This window comes from Nocardia sp. bgisy118, assembly GCF_057708605.1.
In genome coordinates this window covers 55,162-72,828 of record NZ_JBYISM010000037.1, presented here as the reverse complement: position 1 = coordinate 72,828, position 17,667 = coordinate 55,162, and the positions used below count along the sequence as shown (strand labels likewise).

The 17,667-nt window shown below is 67.5% G+C and carries 16 protein-coding genes; 6 read left to right on the top strand and 10 right to left on the bottom strand.

Translation table 11 applies throughout. The features are described 5' to 3' along the window. Positions 1-16 precede the first annotated feature (16 nt). Complete coding sequence (locus tag AC3EO7_RS33480; RefSeq protein ID WP_435593389.1) at positions 17-1,075, top strand: hypothetical protein; 1,059 nt, start codon at positions 17-19, stop codon at positions 1,073-1,075. Positions 1,076-1,572: 497 nt separating this feature from the next. Next, the gene (locus tag AC3EO7_RS33475; RefSeq protein WP_435593388.1) at positions 1,573-2,139 is read left to right on the top strand and encodes a GNAT family N-acetyltransferase; all 567 of its coding nucleotides are present in this window, start codon (positions 1,573-1,575) and stop codon (positions 2,137-2,139) included. 35 nt (positions 2,140-2,174) lie between these two features. Here AC3EO7_RS33475 and AC3EO7_RS33470 read toward each other — a convergent pair whose 3' ends face one another. Then, the gene (locus AC3EO7_RS33470; protein ID WP_435593387.1) at positions 2,175-2,624 is read right to left on the bottom strand and encodes an SDR family oxidoreductase; all 450 of its coding nucleotides are present in this window, start codon (positions 2,622-2,624) and stop codon (positions 2,175-2,177) included. Between AC3EO7_RS33470 and AC3EO7_RS33465 the strand changes: the two genes are divergently transcribed. Beyond that, a complete protein-coding gene (locus tag AC3EO7_RS33465) occupies positions 2,535-3,203 on the top strand; it encodes an MmyB family transcriptional regulator (protein WP_435593386.1) in 669 nt (222 codons plus the stop codon). The two genes, AC3EO7_RS33470 and AC3EO7_RS33465, sit on opposite strands and share 90 nt — an antisense overlap. Before the next feature lie 60 nt (positions 3,204-3,263). Here AC3EO7_RS33465 and AC3EO7_RS33460 read toward each other — a convergent pair whose 3' ends face one another. Continuing rightward, positions 3,264-3,863, bottom strand: coding sequence for a DUF6892 domain-containing protein (locus tag AC3EO7_RS33460; RefSeq protein ID WP_435593385.1), 600 nt, complete (start codon positions 3,861-3,863; stop codon positions 3,264-3,266). A gap of 141 nt (positions 3,864-4,004) precedes the next feature. On the opposite strand from AC3EO7_RS33460, the gene AC3EO7_RS33455 reads away from it, so the two are divergent. Beyond that, positions 4,005-4,784 carry an enoyl-CoA hydratase-related protein gene (locus tag AC3EO7_RS33455; RefSeq protein WP_431962424.1) on the top strand — a complete coding sequence of 260 codons (780 nt, stop codon included), beginning with the start codon at positions 4,005-4,007 and terminating at the stop codon, positions 4,782-4,784. A gap of 7 nt (positions 4,785-4,791) precedes the next feature. Here the strand turns inward: AC3EO7_RS33455 and AC3EO7_RS33450 are convergent, their stop codons facing one another. After that, the gene (locus AC3EO7_RS33450; protein WP_435593384.1) at positions 4,792-5,703 is read right to left on the bottom strand and encodes an NADPH:quinone reductase; all 912 of its coding nucleotides are present in this window, start codon (positions 5,701-5,703) and stop codon (positions 4,792-4,794) included. Between the two features lie 117 nt (positions 5,704-5,820). Continuing rightward, positions 5,821-6,723, bottom strand: a complete 903-nt coding sequence (locus tag AC3EO7_RS33445; protein ID WP_431962420.1) for a LysR family transcriptional regulator — start codon at positions 6,721-6,723, stop codon at positions 5,821-5,823. A gap of 133 nt (positions 6,724-6,856) precedes the next feature. On the opposite strand from AC3EO7_RS33445, the gene AC3EO7_RS33440 reads away from it, so the two are divergent. Continuing rightward, positions 6,857-8,275, top strand: a complete 1,419-nt coding sequence (locus AC3EO7_RS33440) for an MFS transporter (RefSeq protein WP_435593383.1) — start codon at positions 6,857-6,859, stop codon at positions 8,273-8,275. A gap of 26 nt (positions 8,276-8,301) precedes the next feature. On the opposite strand, the gene AC3EO7_RS33435 is transcribed toward AC3EO7_RS33440, so the two are convergent. The 6 genes from AC3EO7_RS33435 to AC3EO7_RS33410 all read right to left on the bottom strand — a co-directional run bounded on the left by AC3EO7_RS33435 (position 8,302) and on the right by AC3EO7_RS33410 (position 14,970). Then, positions 8,302-8,826, bottom strand: a complete 525-nt coding sequence (locus tag AC3EO7_RS33435; RefSeq protein ID WP_435593382.1) for a hypothetical protein — start codon at positions 8,824-8,826, stop codon at positions 8,302-8,304. Positions 8,827-9,267: 441 nt separating this feature from the next. Then, the gene (locus AC3EO7_RS33430; RefSeq protein WP_435593381.1) at positions 9,268-9,657 is read right to left on the bottom strand and encodes a peptidase inhibitor family I36 protein; all 390 of its coding nucleotides are present in this window, start codon (positions 9,655-9,657) and stop codon (positions 9,268-9,270) included. A 114-nt stretch (positions 9,658-9,771) separates the two neighbouring features. After that, positions 9,772-12,528 (bottom strand): helix-turn-helix transcriptional regulator, encoded by a 2,757-nt coding sequence (locus AC3EO7_RS33425; RefSeq protein WP_435593380.1) that lies wholly within the window; start codon positions 12,526-12,528, stop codon positions 9,772-9,774. A 316-nt stretch (positions 12,529-12,844) separates the two neighbouring features. Further along, on the bottom strand, positions 12,845-13,585 hold the full coding sequence (locus AC3EO7_RS33420; protein WP_435593379.1) for a class I SAM-dependent methyltransferase: 741 nt from the start codon (positions 13,583-13,585) through the stop codon (positions 12,845-12,847). Positions 13,586-13,855: 270 nt separating this feature from the next. Beyond that, entirely contained in the window at positions 13,856-14,116 is a 261-nt protein-coding gene (locus AC3EO7_RS33415) for a DUF3263 domain-containing protein (RefSeq protein WP_431962408.1), read from the bottom strand. Between the two features lie 269 nt (positions 14,117-14,385). Then, positions 14,386-14,970, bottom strand: a complete 585-nt coding sequence (locus AC3EO7_RS33410) for a cadmium resistance transporter (RefSeq protein ID WP_435593378.1) — start codon at positions 14,968-14,970, stop codon at positions 14,386-14,388. Positions 14,971-15,138: 168 nt separating this feature from the next. Between AC3EO7_RS33410 and AC3EO7_RS33405 the strand changes: the two genes are divergently transcribed. After that, positions 15,139-17,646 (top strand): RCC1 domain-containing protein, encoded by a 2,508-nt coding sequence (locus AC3EO7_RS33405; protein ID WP_435593377.1) that lies wholly within the window; start codon positions 15,139-15,141, stop codon positions 17,644-17,646. Positions 17,647-17,667: the final 21 nt, after the last annotated feature.

Sequence of the window (17,667 nt, the reverse complement as noted above, 5' to 3'; positions counted from 1 at the left end):
TGTTCGAGGAGTAGACATGAGCACGCGGACCCCGCTCGCCACCGATGCGCTTCCGTCGCGATGGCAGACGGTGGCCACGGCCGTCGCCCTGCTCACGGCGATCGTCAGTGGCCTGCTCATCGCCTTCGCCTGGCCATCGGTGCGGTCGTCGGTCCACGATGTGCCGATCGCCGTCGCCGGGCCGACCACCGCGGTCGCGCAGATCCGCACCGCACTCGATCAGCGTCTGCCGGGCGGCTTCGAGATCACCGAAGTCGCCGACACCGCCGCCGCGGAACAACTCGTCCGCGACCGGCAGGTGTACGGGGCGATCGACTTCAGTTCCGGCACACCGCAAGTCATCCTCGCCTCCGCCGCAAGCACCGCGATCGCGCAGACCTTGCAGACCATGGCGACCGGCCTCGGCCAGACCGAGAAACCCCGCGCACCGGTCGCTGTCCACGACCTCGCCGCCCTCCCCGCCGACGATCCGCGCGGCGCGGGCCTGGCCGCGGGCGCCCTGCCACTGGTCATGGGCGGTCTGCTGTCCGCAGTGCTGCTGACCAGGCTCGTTCGCGGAACCGCACGCCGGGTCACCGGGGCTCTCGCCTTCGCGGCGACCGGGGGCTTGGCCGTGGCAGCGATCCTGCAGTTCTGGCTCGGCTCGCTCAGCGGGTCCTACCCGGCCAACGCCGGTGCGGTCGCCCTCAGTATCGCGGCCACCTCCCTGACGGTGCTCGGACTGGAATCCCTACTCGGATACGCCGGAATCGGGATCGGCGCCGTGGTCATGATGCTCATCGGCAACCCCTTCTCCGGTACCGCGACCGCGCCCGAGATGCTGCCCGGCTGGTCCGGTGACCTCGGCCAGTTACTGCCGCCAGGCGCCGGTGGCCGGTTGCTGCGGTCGACCGCCTTCTTCGACGGCCGCGGCGCCACGCACGCCGTCGCGGTCCTGGTCGCCTGGGTCACGCTCGGCGCAGTGCTCTGCCTGATCGGCGGCCTCCGCGCACGCCGAACCGCCGATGCCGCAGCGGGACATCGGACGATCCGCACATCACCGGCCGATATCACGTCAGCACCCCTCGGGAGCTGATCCACACGATCTTGCGCCTGGATCGATTTCGGCGTACGGCATCTCGATTTCCGACGCCACCGGACACCGACGTGCATGTGGGACAACAGAAGTACAAATGAAAGAGGAACATGTGCGAGAACACCGCACTGCCTACCCGTCCGCTCGGCGGCACCGGGATGGACATCACCCGACTCGGTTTCGGCTCCTGGGCCGTCTCGGGTTCGGGCTGGCATTTCGGCTGGGCGCCACCGACGATGCCGAGTCGGTCGCGGCAATCCGGCACGCCATCGCCTCCGGCGTCAACTGGATCGACACCGCCATCACCACCACCGGCGCGGGCGCCGGTCCTGACGGTCACCGACCATCTGGTCGGGGTGCATGTCCACGTCACGCAGCGTCGCGCAGTCCGATCTTCATGCGCAACCGATTTCCGCTCGAACCCCGGTCCCAATACACAGCCAGACGTCACGCACACGTCGTGGACAACTCCGCACACGGGGGCCGAGGATCGGCCCATGCCACAAGCCGCGCTGCGCTCACCCCGGATCACGCTGGTTCCGCTCGCCGACGAACATCTCGACTACGAGGTCGAGTTGGACTCCGACCCCGAGGTGATGCGCTATCTCGGCAACGGCACGGCGCGGTCCCACCCGGAGGTCGAAGAGGCCCACCGCCGTCGGCTCACCGCTGCGGCACTCACGCCCGGCCTCGGGTACTGGATCGGGCTCGTCGACGACCACTTCGTCGGATGGTGGGTTCTCGCAGCTCCCGGACGACCGGACCAGGGGCCCGTCGAGGGACAGGCCGAACTCGGCTACCGATTGCTGCCACAGCACTGGAGACAGGGCTTGGCCCGCGAAGGAGCCCGGGAACTGCTCCGACACGGCTTCGAGGACCTCGGACTCACACGAATCTTCGCCGAAACGATGATGATCAACACGGCATCCCGTGCCACCATGGCATCCATCGGGATGGAATACGTCCGCACCTTCCACCTTCAGTGGGAGCACCCGATCCCTGGGGCAGAGCAGGGCGAAGTCGAGTACGCGATCACCAGCGACCACTGGCGCTCCACGGCATGAACACCCACATCGACCTGGCCGGTTCGGATGGCCGATCAGGTGAGACGGTGACCGCCATCGACATGGAGCACGGTCGCGGTGATGAACTGGTTGCGCATCACCGCCAGGAACGCCTGGGCGATGTCGTCGGGAGTGCCGATGCGGCGGGCGGGCAGTCGCTGGGCCAGTTCGGCGAATGCGGCTTGCTTGTCCATGCCGAGCTGGTTCCAGATGGGAGTGTCCACCCAGCCGGGTGATATCGCGTTCACCCGCACCGGCGCCATTTCGATCGCCAGCCCGGAGACCAGGGAGGCCAGCGCGCCGTTGGCCGCGGCCATGATCGTGTTCGATCCGTTCGGTCGATACGCGTTGATGCCCGAAGTGAAGGTGAGCGATCCGGTCACTTTCCCGACCGCATGCTTGCCGACCAGCCACGCGCCCAGCAGCTTGGTGTTCAGGACGGAACGGGCGATGTCGGTGGAGACCCGAGCGGTCGGGCCGTACACACCGACCGGACCGCCGGTCGTTCGCCGCGCGGGCGCGCCGCCGACCCCGAGCCCGTCCGCCCGGGCCTGCGATTGCTGCTGGATTCGGTCCGGCCCAGCCCGGCGTACGTGCTCGACGAGGTCAATGATGTGCTGGCCGCCAACCCGGAGGGGCTGGCGCTGATGCCGGGGCTCGGCGACTGGCCTCCCGCGGTACGCAATACGATCCGCTACACCTTTCTGCACACCGCCGCCCGGACACTGTTCGCCGACTGGGACCGGGTGGCCCGCAACTGCGTCGCGCACCTGCACTCCGCCGAACCGACTTCTCCGGTCCCCGTCGCCGCGCTGGTCGACGAACTATCCGCGGCCAGTAATGAATTCGCCGCGCTGTGGCGACGGCACGAAGTATTGGTCAAGCGCGGCGGCGAGACGGCATTCCGGCATCCGCTGATCGGCCAGGTCACCCTCGCGAACGAAATACTCCACCACGCAGGCGGCGGGCAGCGAGTGCTGCTCTACCAGGCTCCGCCCGGCACAGCCGAACACGACGCTCTGATACTGCTGGCCATGGCCACTCAAAACGCAGGCGCCCCATAGCGATAACCGGCCCGAACCCCGTCGACCCCGCTGCCTGCTGATGGGCGCGGTGATGCGCGACTACCCGTGCACCGCTACGCCCCGCGCCCGCAGCGCACTCATGACGTCGATCCACTCCCCTTTGTCTTCTGAGATGGCTTTGTTGAAGACCACAAGCTCGGTCAGGGCGGGAAGACCGAGGACGACATCGATGTCGGAATACTGCTGGACTGCATCCACTCCGAGGCGCCGCAGCCTGGTCAGCCCGGCGAGTGGGGCAAGACTGCACGCTTCGACCATCGAGTTGAGATCGAGATCGACCAGCGCCGTGCACCGACCGATCCCGTCCAGACTCGTGATCGAGAAGTGCCGACCGAAGTGCCACCACCCGGGGTAGAGCGTGTAGATCTCCCGATCGCCGTCCAGGCACAGATTCTCCACCTGTGCCAGGTCTTCCGAGGTCAACGGAAGTGTGAGCAGAAAATTCTCCAGCTCTGGCAAGCGGTCGATACCGAGGCGGCTGCAGATCTCGTCCCAGACCGGGCCCCCGGCCGACGCCTGATAGGCGGTGTATTCCTCGCGCAGCGACGACAGCCAGTAGTAATCATCGACACGATCGGTGTAAACCTCGTCGAGCAGCGCAAGCTGAAGGTTTCGGTCGGCAAGTTCGATACTTGTCACCGCCCGAGCGTATTGCCCAAGCGCGATCGACCGCGCATCGTCACGACCAGCCCGCCACCGTCACCGCCGCAGCCGGCGAGCCGGAAGTCGCTTATTTCCAGAGGTGTCGTGTCGTTGCCCGTTGAGATCTACGGTGGAGATATGACCGCCTTGGAGTATCGGCACGTGCTCGTCGCGCGGGACGGCGACACGGTGCGCATCACCATGAACCGGCCGGATCGGCGCAATGCGCTGTCGGGCGAGCATCTGGGCGAACTGCTCGCCGCGTTCCGGGCCGCGGGCGAGACCGACGCCACCGGGATAGTGCTCGGGGCGCACGGTCCGGTGTTCTCCGCGGGACATGATTTCGCCGACGTCGCCGCGCGCGACCTGCTCGGCGTGCGGGAGCTGCTGACGCTGTGCACCGAGCTCATGTCGACCATCGAGTCGGTGCCGCAGGTGGTGATCGCCCGGGTGCACGGTCTGGCCACGGCCGCGGGCTGCCAGCTGGTGGCCTCGTGCGATCTGGCCGTCGCCGCCGAATCGGCCGGTTTCGCGCTCCCCGGCGGCAAGGGTGGCTGGTTCTGTCACACCCCGGCGGTGCCGGTGGCCCGCGCCGTGGGCCGTAAACGCCTGATGGAGCTGGCCCTCACCGGCGACCCGATCGATGCCCGCACCGCCGAACAGTGGGGCTTGATCAACCGAGCGGTGCCGGACGCCGAGCTGGACACCGCCGTGGACGAGTTGCTGGCCCGCGCTACCCGGGGCAGCCGGGCAAACAAGGCGCTCGGCAAACGCACTCTCTACGCCCAGCTCGACCGCCCCGAAGCAGACGCCTACGCCCTCGCCCTGGAAGTGATGGCCGCCGCCGCGCAACTTCCCGGCGCCCGCGAAGGGATGGCGGCCTTCCTGGAGAAGCGCCCGCCCGTCTGGCCCGATTAGCGCCGCCTCAGATTTCCAACACGAGACGCGTGCCGTGCAGTTGCTCCGTCTCGATTCGGCGATGCGCCTCGGCAGCGGCGGCGAGCGGAAGAACTTCGACCACTCGCGGCCGCAGCGCCCGGTCGAGTAGAAGGCGATTGATCACGGTCGCGGCGTCGCGTAATTGCGCGGTGGTCGCGCGGGAGATCACGAAACCGCGAATGGAACCGTCCTTCAGATACAGCGTTCCCGTGGGCAGTTCGGTGCGAGAACCGGTGCCCGCGACAATGACGACCCGGCCACCGACCGCGAGCAACTCCACGGCGTCCACCATGTTGTTCCGGCCCGAGGTATCGATATAGAGATCGACGCCGTTTTCGGCGATCTCGCGCACTTCTTCGACGATTTTCCGCGTGCGATAGTCGATCGTGTGCGCGGCGCCGATGCGCCGACAGTAATCGTGGTCGCCGGGGTGAGCTGTCGCGATGACCGTACCCCCGGCGCGGGCGATCATGGCGACGAGCGCGCTGCCGACATTGCCTGCCGCGCCCGCGATCAGTGCCGTGTCGCCGGACCGGAGATCCCCGTGCGTGAACGCGGCGAGATAGGCGGTGGCCGCCGGATGGACGAGGGCCACTGCCTGCGTGGGAGACACCCCGTGCGGCAGATGGTAGAGGCGATCGACGGGAACGACAGCGAGTTCGGAGGCCGCCCCCTGCCGCCCCTCGTGCCCGAGGCTGTTACACCAGACTCGGTCGCCGGCAAGGAATTCCGGCGAACACGATCCGATGACTTTTCCAACCAGATCGCGGCCGATCACGAAAGGAAACTCCATCGCGGTCGGATATCGCCCGGAGCGTACGAACGTGTCGACGTGGTTCACCGACGTGGCCGCGACTTCGACCAGAACGTCGTCCGGTCCGCACACCGGCGGCGGCAACTCGCCGTAGACAATCGACTCCGGCGCCCCGATTCGTTCGATGTATGCGGCTCGCACCCGATGTCCTCCGATTGTTTCCCTTCGAGTGTGCGTGCGGAGCGGGTTCAGTCTGTCATGTCAGTCCGCGTCGTCGAAGTGACACACCGCCGCCACGCGATCACGCAGCCACCGGTGCGCCGGGTCAGCGTCGAGCCGGACGTGCCACAGCAGCGAGATCGTCACTTCGGGTGCGCGGAACGGCAATTCGAAGGAGCGCAGTCCCTCTCGCAGGTTCGCCGTGTGCCGCCGCGGGACCGTCGCGACGAGATCGGTGGCTCGCGCCAGGGCCAGCGCCGCACCGAAGCCGTCCACGACCGTCACGACGTCGCGTCGGTGGCCGGTCGGTTGTAGCGCCTCGTCCACCAGACCGGCGGTCAGTCCGCGACGGGAGACGTGCACGTGCCGCGCCGCGGCGTACCGTGCGGCGGTCATCGCGCCGGTACCGAGGGGATGCTCGTCGCGGACCACGCCGATGAAGCGATCCGTGAACAGTGGTGTGCTGAGCACGTCCGGCGGCAGCGCGTCCTCGATCACGCCGGTTTCCAGGTCGACGACGCCCTCGCGCAGGGGGGCGGTGTCCTTCTTGGTCTTCTGCAGGAACCGCAATCGCACGCCCGGCGCCGCGGCGGCGACCTCGGCGACGAGCGCGGGCCCGAATCTCTCCACGAATCCGTCGCTGCCACGCAGCGCGAAAGTCCTTTGCAGCGTGGCCAAATCGAGTTTCTCGACCGGCCGCAACACCGCTTCGGCCTCTTGGACGAGCCCGCGCACGCGTGCGCGCAACTCGACGGCGCGAGGCGTGGGCACCAGACCTCGTCCCGCGCGTACGAGCAACGGGTCGCCGGTGGCGCGCCGCAGCCGCGCGAGCGCGCGACTCATCGCGGACGGACTCAGCGCGAGCCGTTCACCCGCCCGCGTCACGCTGCCCTCCTCGAGCAGGACATCCAGTGTGACGAGCAAGTTCAGGTCGGGCCGCGCCATGCGGACAGGATCGCACAGGGGCCAGCACACCTGGCGTCCGGTGCACAATTGCGTTTACTTCTTTGCGTCTTCCGCCAGGTCAGAACGGAATTTACGTTCGATACCTACCGTCGAGGCCAGGAGGAAGACCTTCATGTCCAGATCAGCAGCGCCTCCCGGCGTCGGGTTCGAGCCTGCGGGCCGTCGCTCACCGACCTGGGTGCTCACCGCACTCTCGCTGTCCATGCTGTTGCCTTCGCTCAGCATCAGCATCGCCAGCGTGGGCCTGCCGTCGATGGCGGCGGCACTGGGCGCGTCCTTCAACGAGGTGCAGTGGGTCGTGATCGCCTACCTGCTGGCCATCACGACGCTGATCGTCGGGGTCGGTCGGCTCGGCGACCTGGTCGGCCGCGGTCGCCTCCTGGTGATCGGTATCGGCGTGTTCACGGTCGCGACGCTGCTGTGCGGTCTCGCCCCGAATCTGTTCCTCCTGATCGCCGCGCGGGCGCTGCAAGGGGTCGGCGCCGCCTGCATGATGGCGCTGACGATGGCCTCCGTCGGCGCGGTCGTGCCCGAACATCGCACGGGTAGCGCGATGGGATTGCTCGGCACGATGTCGGCCGTCGGAACGGCGCTCGGGCCTTCGCTCGGCGGAGTGCTGATCGCGACTTTCGGTTGGCGGGCAATCTTTTTGGCTATCGTGCCGATCGGCGTGCTCGCGCTGACGCTCACCCTCCCGATGTCGGCCGACACGGCGGCCGGGTCAACGCCACGGCGTTTCGACACACTGGGCACGGCATTGCTGGCCGTCACGCTGGGCGCCTATGCGCTCGCCATGACGGTCGGGGCCTTCGGGCCGCTCTCCATCGGCTTGCTCGGCGTCGCCGGTGCGGGCTTGGTGCTTTTCGGTGTCACCGAGAGCAAGGTCGCGTACCCGCTGTTGACCCTCGGCATGTTGCGCGATCCGGTGCTCGCCGTTGGACTGACGACGAGCACCGTGGTCTCCGCCGTCATGATGACGACCCTGATCGTCGGCCCGTTCCACCTCGCCGGGGCGCTGGGGCTCGGGCCTGCCATGGTGGGGCTCGTGATGTCGGCGGGTCCGGCGGTGTCGGCGCTCACCGGCGTCCCTGCGGGGCGCGTCACCGACCGTTTCGGATCGAGGACCATGGTGATCGTCGGACTCGTCGGCATCATCGGCGCCGCGCTGACCTTGTCGGTAATGCCCACAGCGGCGGGTGTGCTCGGCTACGTCCTGCCATTGATCGTCTGCACCGCCTCCTACGCGACATTCCAAGCGGCCAACAACACCGCCGTCATGAAAGACGTTGCCGCACAAGAACGCGGGCTGGTGTCCGGGATGCTGAACCTCTCCCGGAACCTGGGGCTGATGACCGGCGCGTCGGTCATAGGCGCCGTCTTCGCGCGCGCCGCGGGGACGCGGGATGTCGCCACGGGCACACCTACCGAGATAGCGCGGGGAACACACTGGGCTTTCGCTGTCGCCGCACTGCTGGTGGGTGCCGGTTTGGCGTTGGTTCTGGGGTTACGGCGCAGGCTACTTTCTCCGTAGCGCCCGGTCGCCGGTTCCCGTAAGTCTCAGCGCGGCCGCGTTTGCTGGAGCTTCTCAGCCACCCGGGTACCGATCTCGATGATCTGGGCGGCTTTCCAGCCGACCACCACGATCTTCGTGTGCGGGTTGTGGATGGTGATCAGCCGGATGCTGGCGATCTCCTCGGGCGTGTCACCGGAATCCGCGTCCACCACAAGGGCGCCCACAGCATCGGCGGCGCGGAGCCGTTCGGTGTCGATGATCTCGTAGGGCGGATAGTTTCCGGCATAGACCTGTCCCGCGCGGATACGGCCGAGTTCATCCTGTGAGGTCTCTGTCGGCACCATCGTCACCTGGATGCTGCGCGGCCCGCCGTCCTCCTCCCACGCGCACGCGACCGTGCCCTCGATTCGATCCGGCTCGGTGTCCCGTTGCCACACCCGGAGGCCGGCGAGATGGTCGCCGATCAGCTCGGACACGGTGCGGCAATCCAAGGTCTGCACTACGGGCACAGGTTGGTTGTTCACAGGTTTCACCTCGTCGTCGCCGGTCGCCGCGCTACAGCCGGTCACCGCGGCGACGAGTGTATCGACATCCGGTTGCACCGCAGACCGTTGCCGTTTCCAGTTCCCTGACCGTGTCGATCGGGGGTATCAGCGACCACTCGCGGCTATCGGCATCCTGGAATCTCCTCGAGGACAGGCAAAGGCAGTCGGTCTCCGACGAAGAACCTTCCGCTCACAATGGGTTCGGCGGCTGTCGCTGTGCGCCACTGCCACCAGATCCACAGCCGGACGCGTGAATCGGCTCGCGCATTGCGTACCCGATCAATATGTGGCGTTTACCGAGATCAGCGGCAACGAAGACGACCGGCTTGTGTTCGAGTTCCTCCACGGCACGGCAGTTCGACAGATGCCGGACGGCAATAGTCCTTGCACCCCAGCACGATCCGGCGATGCCCCGGGAATTCGGCGCGAGAGCCGAGAAGTCCTGGAGCATCACCGGTCCGAGGTTCAGGCGCAGACACGTACCGCGTCGGCGGTGTTGTCTGTGCCACGTGGCATGTTCCCCCGGCCGTTGTCCGGGATGGATACGAGCAGTTGCCAGTGATCGCCGGTCCAGTTGTAGACCGCCACGGTCTTGCGGGTGCGGTTCCAGTAGGAGGTCAGGCGGTCGCCGACGCCGCCGTTGCCGATGTCGTGCAGTACGCAGTTCGCATCGACCTGCACGATCATGCTGCCTGTGCCGTCGGGATCGTCCCAACCGCAGAATGTTCCGCCCGGACAGCCGTAGCCGTATCCCGCGGATGCCGGAGCGGCCGAGACGGTGATGCCGATCGCGGCGCAGGCCAGGGCGGCGAACGCGGCGGACACCAGGCGGCGCGGCATGGATGGTGAATTCATGATTGTCCCCTCGGATTTCGGTTCCGGCGACGCCCGAACGCTTCGCCGCGATCAATCGTGTCCGAATCGCGCGAGCGGGAAATCCGTACAGCCACGGAGGAGCGGTACGGAGGTTCAGCGCTGCCGCGCGGCCCAGGCGGCGATCTGGGTGCGGTTGACCAATCCGAGCTTGGTGAGGATGTGCTGGACGTGGCTTTCGGCCGTGCGCTCGGAAATGCGCATGAGCGAGGCGATCTGCCGATTGGTGAGGCCCTGCGCCACGTGTGCCGCGACCTCGGCCTCGCGACGCGTCAGTCCGCTCGGAGGATCGCCGCGGAGGGCAGTCGCGAGCTCGGCAGCGCGGCCCCGCAGCGGTGCCATACCCAATTGCGCTGCCGCCGAGCCGACGCTCGCGCACAGTGCGGCGGCCTCGTCACCATCGCCGGGCCGACGTCGGCGGGCGAGGATTCGGGCCAGCTCGAATCTGGCGAGTGCCGCGTACGGCGCAGTGCCGGCACTGTCGTTGGCGGCCACGCCTTTCCGGAGTTCGTTGACGGCTTCGTCGAGACGTCCGCAGGCGCCGAGCGCGATGCCGAGGTAGGCGCGTGCCGAGCCGAAGTTCACCAGGGTCGAGGCTCCACCGGTGACGAACAGATCGGCATGCGGGCGTAGCCGGGCCGCCAGGTCCGCGGCGGCATCGGGGGCGTCGAACATCGCCGCGAGTTCGATCCTGGTCGCCAGGGCGGTCAGCAGCGCCGGCGGCGGAACCGTCTCGATGCCGGGGGCGGCGCGGAACAGCCGACGGGCACGTTCGACGTCACCGCGCCGAGCCCAGTGGACGCCGTGGGCCGGCACGAGGAATCCCGGTACGTTGCGGTCGTTTTCCTCGAACTGCTCAACGTCGACGAGGCCGCGGCCGGTGAGGCCGTCGATGATGATCAGCGCGAAAACAGAAGTGCCGACGAGCGATTCGTGCGAGCGACCCTCGATCAGGCGCAATCCTTCGCGGGTGTCCGTGACGGCCTCGTCGAATCGGCCCCGCGAGATCGCCGTGGCCGCCGTACAGCGCAGGTAGTGCCATCGGGCGAGCGGCGTGCGCAGGCGTCGCACCAACTGCCGCATCGGTGCGAGTTCCGCTTCCGCCTCGTCCAGCCTGCCGAGCATCATCAGCGCGTCGAAGCGCCACATTCGGCCCCAGAGCAGCGTGTCGTCGTCGCGCTCGGCCGCGCCGAGGACGAGCATCCGGTCGCCGAGACCGAGCCGTTCGTGCACCCCGTCCGGACCGGAGCGGGCCATCTGCCGGGACCGCAGCGCCGAACGCAGCACCGCGGCATCGCCAAGCCTGCGCGCCATCGCGAGCGCCTCGTCCGAGATCCGATCGCCGTCTGCGCCGCCGGTGAATCCGGTCTCGCCCGCCTGTAGAGCCAGCAGCCGCACCCGCATCGGGTTGTCCCCGTCGGGCAGTCGGGCCAGCGCCTCGGCCGCCAGCTGTTCGCCGCTGAAGGTGTCCCAAGGGTCGGACATGCCTTCCATCGCCAACGCGACCGCACCGAGCGCGTACGGGTCGCCCGCAGCGCGCGCTGTCTCGGCCGATCTGGCCAGAAGCGTTGCGGCGGTGCGGATGTCGCCATTGCGGAGCAACGCGGTGCCGCGGCGAAGGAGCAAGCGTGCCCGGTCGCCAGGGGCCAGCTTCGCCTCCACCTCCAAGGCACGTCGGTAGAAGTCGGCGGCCTGCTCCCAGGCCAAGCCCGCCAGCGCCCGGTCGCCCGCCCGTTCGGCCCATTCCATGGCCTGCCGCGGCTCGCCGACGGGAAGAGCGGTCAACCAGTGATGGGCGATTTCGGCGGCCCGCTCGATGGCATCGGACCGGTCGGTCAGCCAGGCCGCGAACCGCGCGTGGGCGACGGCTCGCGCCGCTGCCGGCAGGCTCGCCCGCGCCCCTTCGCGAATGAGGTCGTGCCGGAAGCGCCAGCCTGTCGCGTGGGTCAGCAGACCCGCCGCGCCCGCTTCGTCGAGCGCGCTCAGCACCGCCGCGACCGGATGATCGGTCACCGCGGCAAGCGCCGACGAGTCCAGATCGTCTCCGAGAGCGGCTGCGGTGCAGAGCAATTCGCGGCAAGGTTCGCTGAGCCGGTCCAAGCGCGCCCGGACGCTGTCGAGCACACCGCCGGGCAGCGTGCTCACGTCCGCGCCGATCAATGGAGCGAGTTCGTCGACGAAGAACGGGTTGCCCCCGGTGCGGCGGCTCACCTCGGCGGCGATATCGGCCGATACATCGCGGCCGGTGACGAGTTCGAGCCGGCGTCGCACATCCGCCGGAGGGAGTCCGGTCAGGCGAATCCGGGTCTGCCCCGCCTCGTGAGTGAGCGCGGCCAATGCCGCGGTCAGCGCCGCACGGTCGCCGAGCTCGGTGTCCCGATAGGTCGCCACCAGCATCAGGCGGGATCCGGACATACCACGGGCCAGGTGAACGAGCAGTCCCACCGACCCGGCGTCGGCCCAGTGCAGATCGTCGAGCACGACGAGCAGCCCGCACGGCTCGGCGATCTCCCGCAGCCGCTCGGCGAACGCTTCGAACGCCTCGAATCGTGCAGTGGCCGAACCACTTTCGGTGCCACCGCCGGTCAGCGCGGGCGGCAGCCCGGCATCGAGCGCGCGGACGGCCTGGTGGAAGATCCAGTACGGCGGACTGCCTTCGTCATCGCTCGCCCGTCCCGAGGAAACCGGCAGACCGGCCGCCTCGGCGCGCGCCGCGATCTCCTGGGCGAGGCGGGTCTTGCCGATTCCCGGCTCGCCGGCGATCAGGACCACCTGACCGTGACCGGCGACCGCCTGGTCGAGACGGGCGGCGAGCAACTCCGACTCGCGCACCCGTCCGACGAAATCACCCATGCACGGCACGATATAGCCGACCAGTCGTTCCGGCGACGGCCACGTGCGCGGATGACGCGCAACGCTGCCGCACCGCAGGATCCATTGTCGCCCAGAGGGTCTTCGGGCGCAGGTGTCGAATCTCGGCGCAGCGGTTCACAGTCCGCGCCCTTGCGCTGGGCGATGCGAAAGGCAGGGACGCGAATTCAGCGCCGGATCAGCAATCGCGGCGCGAATTCACGGTGAGCCAGGAGATCTCGGGCAGATGCCGAACTCGCCGCGCTGGTCGACGATCCGCGCGCTCACACCGCCGCACACTCGGTGCGTACGGCGGAAGTCACCTGATCGCGACGACCATCGCGTCGTTGATCGACCGCCACGCCACGCCCGTCTCCAGAAACCCGGCTTCCCGCAACCGCAGGCAGTGCCACCCGATCGGATGTTCCTCGCCGCCACCGTGCCGGTCGAAAATGGCTCGGCTGCCCGCGTGTTCCTCGGCCAAGCCCGGGTCGCGGGCCACCGTCGCCCACCATTGCTCCCAATCCAGCGCACCCTCGACGCGGGCTTGCCCCTGGTGTGCGTTCTGGATGACCTCGTCGATGGCGTTGAGCATCGGCGTCTCCGGATCGGGCATGTGATCGGCGTTGAGAAACACTCCGCCCGGTCGAACCAGCTTCGCCAGATCGGTATACAGCCGCGTCACCGATTCGCTCGTCATCCAATGCGACGAGGTCGCGGTGAGCACGGCGTCGAACGGCTCGATCGGCAACGACTCCGTCCAGGCGGGATCGGCCAGATCAGCCGTCACGACCGTGATCCGCGAATCCCCGGCGAACGATCCACGGGCGATCGCCAGCATCGTCGGATCCACGTCGACCGCGACCGACCTCGCTCGCGGCATTCGCTCCAAAAGCCGTCGGCTGATGGTGCCCGTCCCACACGCCAGATCCAGCACGTGGGGCGTCGGCCCGACCGCGGCCGCCACCACATCCATCATCACCCGGAACCGTTCCTCGCGTTCGGGTAGATACAGCTCCTGCTGCCGATCCCAACTGCACTGCCACGATTCCCAGTCCACAACGCCTCCGTTTTCCAGAGCAAAGGTCTGCCGAACAGGTGGTATGCACAAACGCGGACGCAGCCGCCGAACAGTGGCCGACGGAATTTCGACTATCTCGCGCGACTCGCCGCCGGAAAGGACATCGAAGCGGATCTCGGCAGGGACAGTACACAGGTTTCGGCCGATCCCGCGTTCGCACTCGCCGGATCGCAGTGTCACCGTTTCACAAACCCTGGACCTGCACGATCGGCGAGGAATGCCGGATGTTCGATGTGCCCACAGGCCCGATCAGCGATCGAACCGGACGCCGGCTCGGGTCAATCGATCGATGCACTGGTCACGAAGTTCGACGACGGTCGACTTGCTCAGCGCGCGAGCGGCCGGTGAACCGAGCAGGCGCATCAGGCGAGTGTGGAATTCCTTCGAAGAAAGGCCGAATCGCACGAAGGCTTCGTCGTCGTTGCCGCCGTAAGGGGCCCACTCGGTGGCGAATTCCAGGATGTCGTTCTCGTACGGGTTCGTCGCTGCCGACATCTGATAGTTGCCCATAGGCCCACTCCATTCTCTTGGCGTCACCGCACGCCGGGCGACTTCAGAATCGCGGCCGGTTCGACGGCTTCCGCGAGAGAGATTCGATTTCGAATCGAGTTTCGACTTTAGAAGTCGGGAGCGATGCTGTCAACAGCTCGCCGGCACATACTTCGGCATGGCCGAACAGTCCGCTGACCTGCGTCGCCGGGCAGGGCGCACCACCATTGGTCCCAGCTGACGCAGTCCGGCATCTTGGGCGATATCCGCAGGTAGGACCCGGCGATGGCCTATTGTCGGTCCGCATCGGTTGTGTTCGTTTCCTCATGTCGAAGGAGAGGCTGATCGATGAACGGTTCTGCATTTGCGCATAGCGCGGTGGCGGCCGTGGCGGCCGCGATCGCCGTCGCCGGAGCCACCGGCACAGCCCTCGCCCACGTCACGGTGTCGGCGTCGGACGCTTCCAGGGGCGGATCGGCGGTATTGGTGTTCCGGGTACCGAACGAGTCGGCCGGCGGCAGCCCGACCGTCGGGTTGGCGGTGGAGATTCCCGGCGTCACGACCGTCGATACCGAGGCGACGCCGGGGTGGAAGTCCGCGGTGAACAAGGACTCCGGCCGAAACGTCACGACCGTCACCTTGAAAACGCTGGAGAACACGATCAGCCCGCCGTTGCCCGTGGTGGCGAACACCGGGACGTAGACCCCGATGTTGTCGCCACCGTTGGCGAAGGTGACCGCGGCGACCGAGAGGACGCCCGGCCGGGAGCCCGGATCGGCCTGGCCGTCGGCATCACCGTCGTCGCGGCGCCGCCAGACATTCCAGGCGGCGCGCAATCCGAGCATCAGCGGCAATAGGCCCAGATACGGCAGCACCGATTAGCTCCGGAGCAACGGATCGCGCTTCCCGCCTCAGCGGCCCAGGACTCATCACCGTTCCCGAACCAACCCCGGCGACACGGCCACCTCCGAAAGTCCGACTCGCCGTGACGATTTCGTCTGACGTGGCGATCAGGCGGTCATGGCGCCGGTCGTGTGATAGCAATGTCGACGTTTGTCTCGCCTGGCTTTCGAGATCTGAAGACATTGCCCGGTATCCACCTGTCGAGGAGTTCGTCGATGCGCATACTCGGTCAGCGCGGCTTGATTGTCGTGTCCGTGGTCGTCGTGGCCGTGGCGTGGGTGCTGCTGGTCCGTGAGACCAATGATGCGGCGGCCGCACCTTCGGCTGTGGCGACGCAGGTCAGCACAGGGGCTGAGTACAGCTGCGCGGTGGTCACCGACGGCACTGGTAGGTGCTGGGGCGCCAACGGGGAAGGGCAGCTGGGGAACGCGACCCGGACAGACAGCTCGACGCCAGTGACGGTGGCCGGACTCACCGGAGCCACCACGATATCGGCGAGCAGCGCGGACCCGAGCATCGGAATCGGCGGTTTCACCTGCGCCCTGGTCACGCAGGGCGAGGTGATGTGCTGGGGGAAGAACGCCGCGGGGAGCCTCGGAGATGGGACGACGACCGACAGCCTCACCCCGGTGAAGGTTTCGGGAATCAGCGGCGCGACCGCAATCTCGGTAGGCGGTGGTCACGCATGCGCGCTGATGGTCGACGGCACCATCGAATGCTGGGGAGTGAATTACTTCGGCCAACTCGGCGACGGTAACCGCACCAACACGCCGGGCCCATCCACGCCGGTGAACGTGGTGGGGATCAGCGGAGCCACCGCGATATCGGCGGGTGATCACCACACGTGCGCGGTAGTCGGGGGCGGCGTGAAGTGCTGGGGTGCCAACGAGTTCGGATACCTCGGCGATGGGACCAAGATGGAAAGACACACTCCCACAGATGTCGTGGGGGTGTCCGGCGCAGTCTCGGTTTCCGCGGGAAACATGCATACCTGCGCCTTGCTGTCGGGCGGGACGGTGAAGTGCTGGGGCCGCAACGCCGTTGGAGGTCTGGGTGACGGCACGACCGAAGACCGCCACACGGCAGTCGAGGTGGCCGGACTGGGCACCGCGATCGCCGTCGACGCGAACAACCACTATTCGTGTGCTCTGCTCACCGGGGGCTCCGCGCGGTGCTGGGGGTCCAACGCAGGAGGCCAGCTCGGCGACGGAACGACCAACCCGTCTTCGGTGCCCGTGCAGGTTTCCGGTGTCTCCGCAGCGACGTCGCTCGATGTCGGTACCGATCACAACTGCGTCGTGATCTCAGGCGGCGCCGTCAAGTGCTGGGGGTGGAACAGCCGTGGCCAGCTGGGTAACGGAACCACCACCGCAAGTTCCACGACCGTGGACGTCAACGGATTCGGCGGACCCGCGGAAACCGGGTGTAAACCGCTGTACTACTTCGCGATACGTGGATCAGGGGAGAATCCGCAGGGTAGCGGGGCGACGCCGGGAGGGCGCACCTATCCGCGTGGGACAGTGGCGGGGGAAGGTATGGGGATCCCGCTCGAGGCGACGTATGGCGCGCTGACCCGCTTGTTGCGAGCCACGATGCCCGCTCCGGAGTTTGCCGGAGCCGGGGTGGTGTACAGAGCGATACCGGTCGACGCCAACCCATTGAATCTCGGCCAATACGGTGAGGACTACCAGAACTCGATCGAGCACGGCGCCGCCAACCTGCGAGGCGAGTTGGAACGCATCAACGTTGCCTGCGTAGGGCAATCGGTGCGGATCGTTCTCGCGGGCTACTCGCAAGGGGCCGACGTGATCAACACCGCCATGGCCCAAGTGCACCACGAGAATGCCCCGGCCGCCTTCCAGAACGTGAAAGCTGTGTTCTATTTCGGGAATCCGGCGCGGATCGGTGGCCAGACGACGGAGGTACTCAACACCGACGGACTGGGGATACGCAGGCAGACAGGTGCGCCGCTGGCGGTCGATCCCGCCACCGATACGTGGATCTCGACGCACCCGGGAATGGTCACGTCGTTCTGCGCTGCTTTCGACGTCGTGTGCGATACCTCGGCAAACCTGAAACTGGCGCCGTTCCTGGGACCGAACAATGTCTTCAATGTTTCGATCGGCGTGTCCATCCACAACGGCTACTCGAGTCGCGATATGTCGTGTCACGCCCAGGGGCTACCCGCCGCAGGGCTGACCATCACCGCGACCGATTGCGCGGCGGCGCTGGCGCTCAACGCATTCGGCTATCCGGTGCCTTCGGGAAGCTTTCCCGAACCATCACCCGCGCCCGCCGTACGAGCCTTCCGTCCAGGCGCCGAAGTGTTCTGCATCGGCAAACTCACCGAGCCGAACAGCGAGCATCGGTGCGTCCTCCAGTCGACTCCGGTCGAGGTCGGCACCTTCACGACAGACGAGAGCCGTATCGGCGCAGTACGATTCACGGTGCCGACCGACATCGGCGAAGGCGAGCACCATCTCACGATCGTCTCGGCGAGCGGCAAGACCTACTCGGTAGCCTTCACCGTCTCGAGCTCAGCACCAGAAGTCGCCGACGGCTTCATCGCGGTCGACGCGAATGACATCGTGGAGATACCGCCGCCGACCACAACTCCACCGCCACCGTGCACAGGGTCCTTTTGCTAGGAGTGCAGCCGTCGGGAGGAG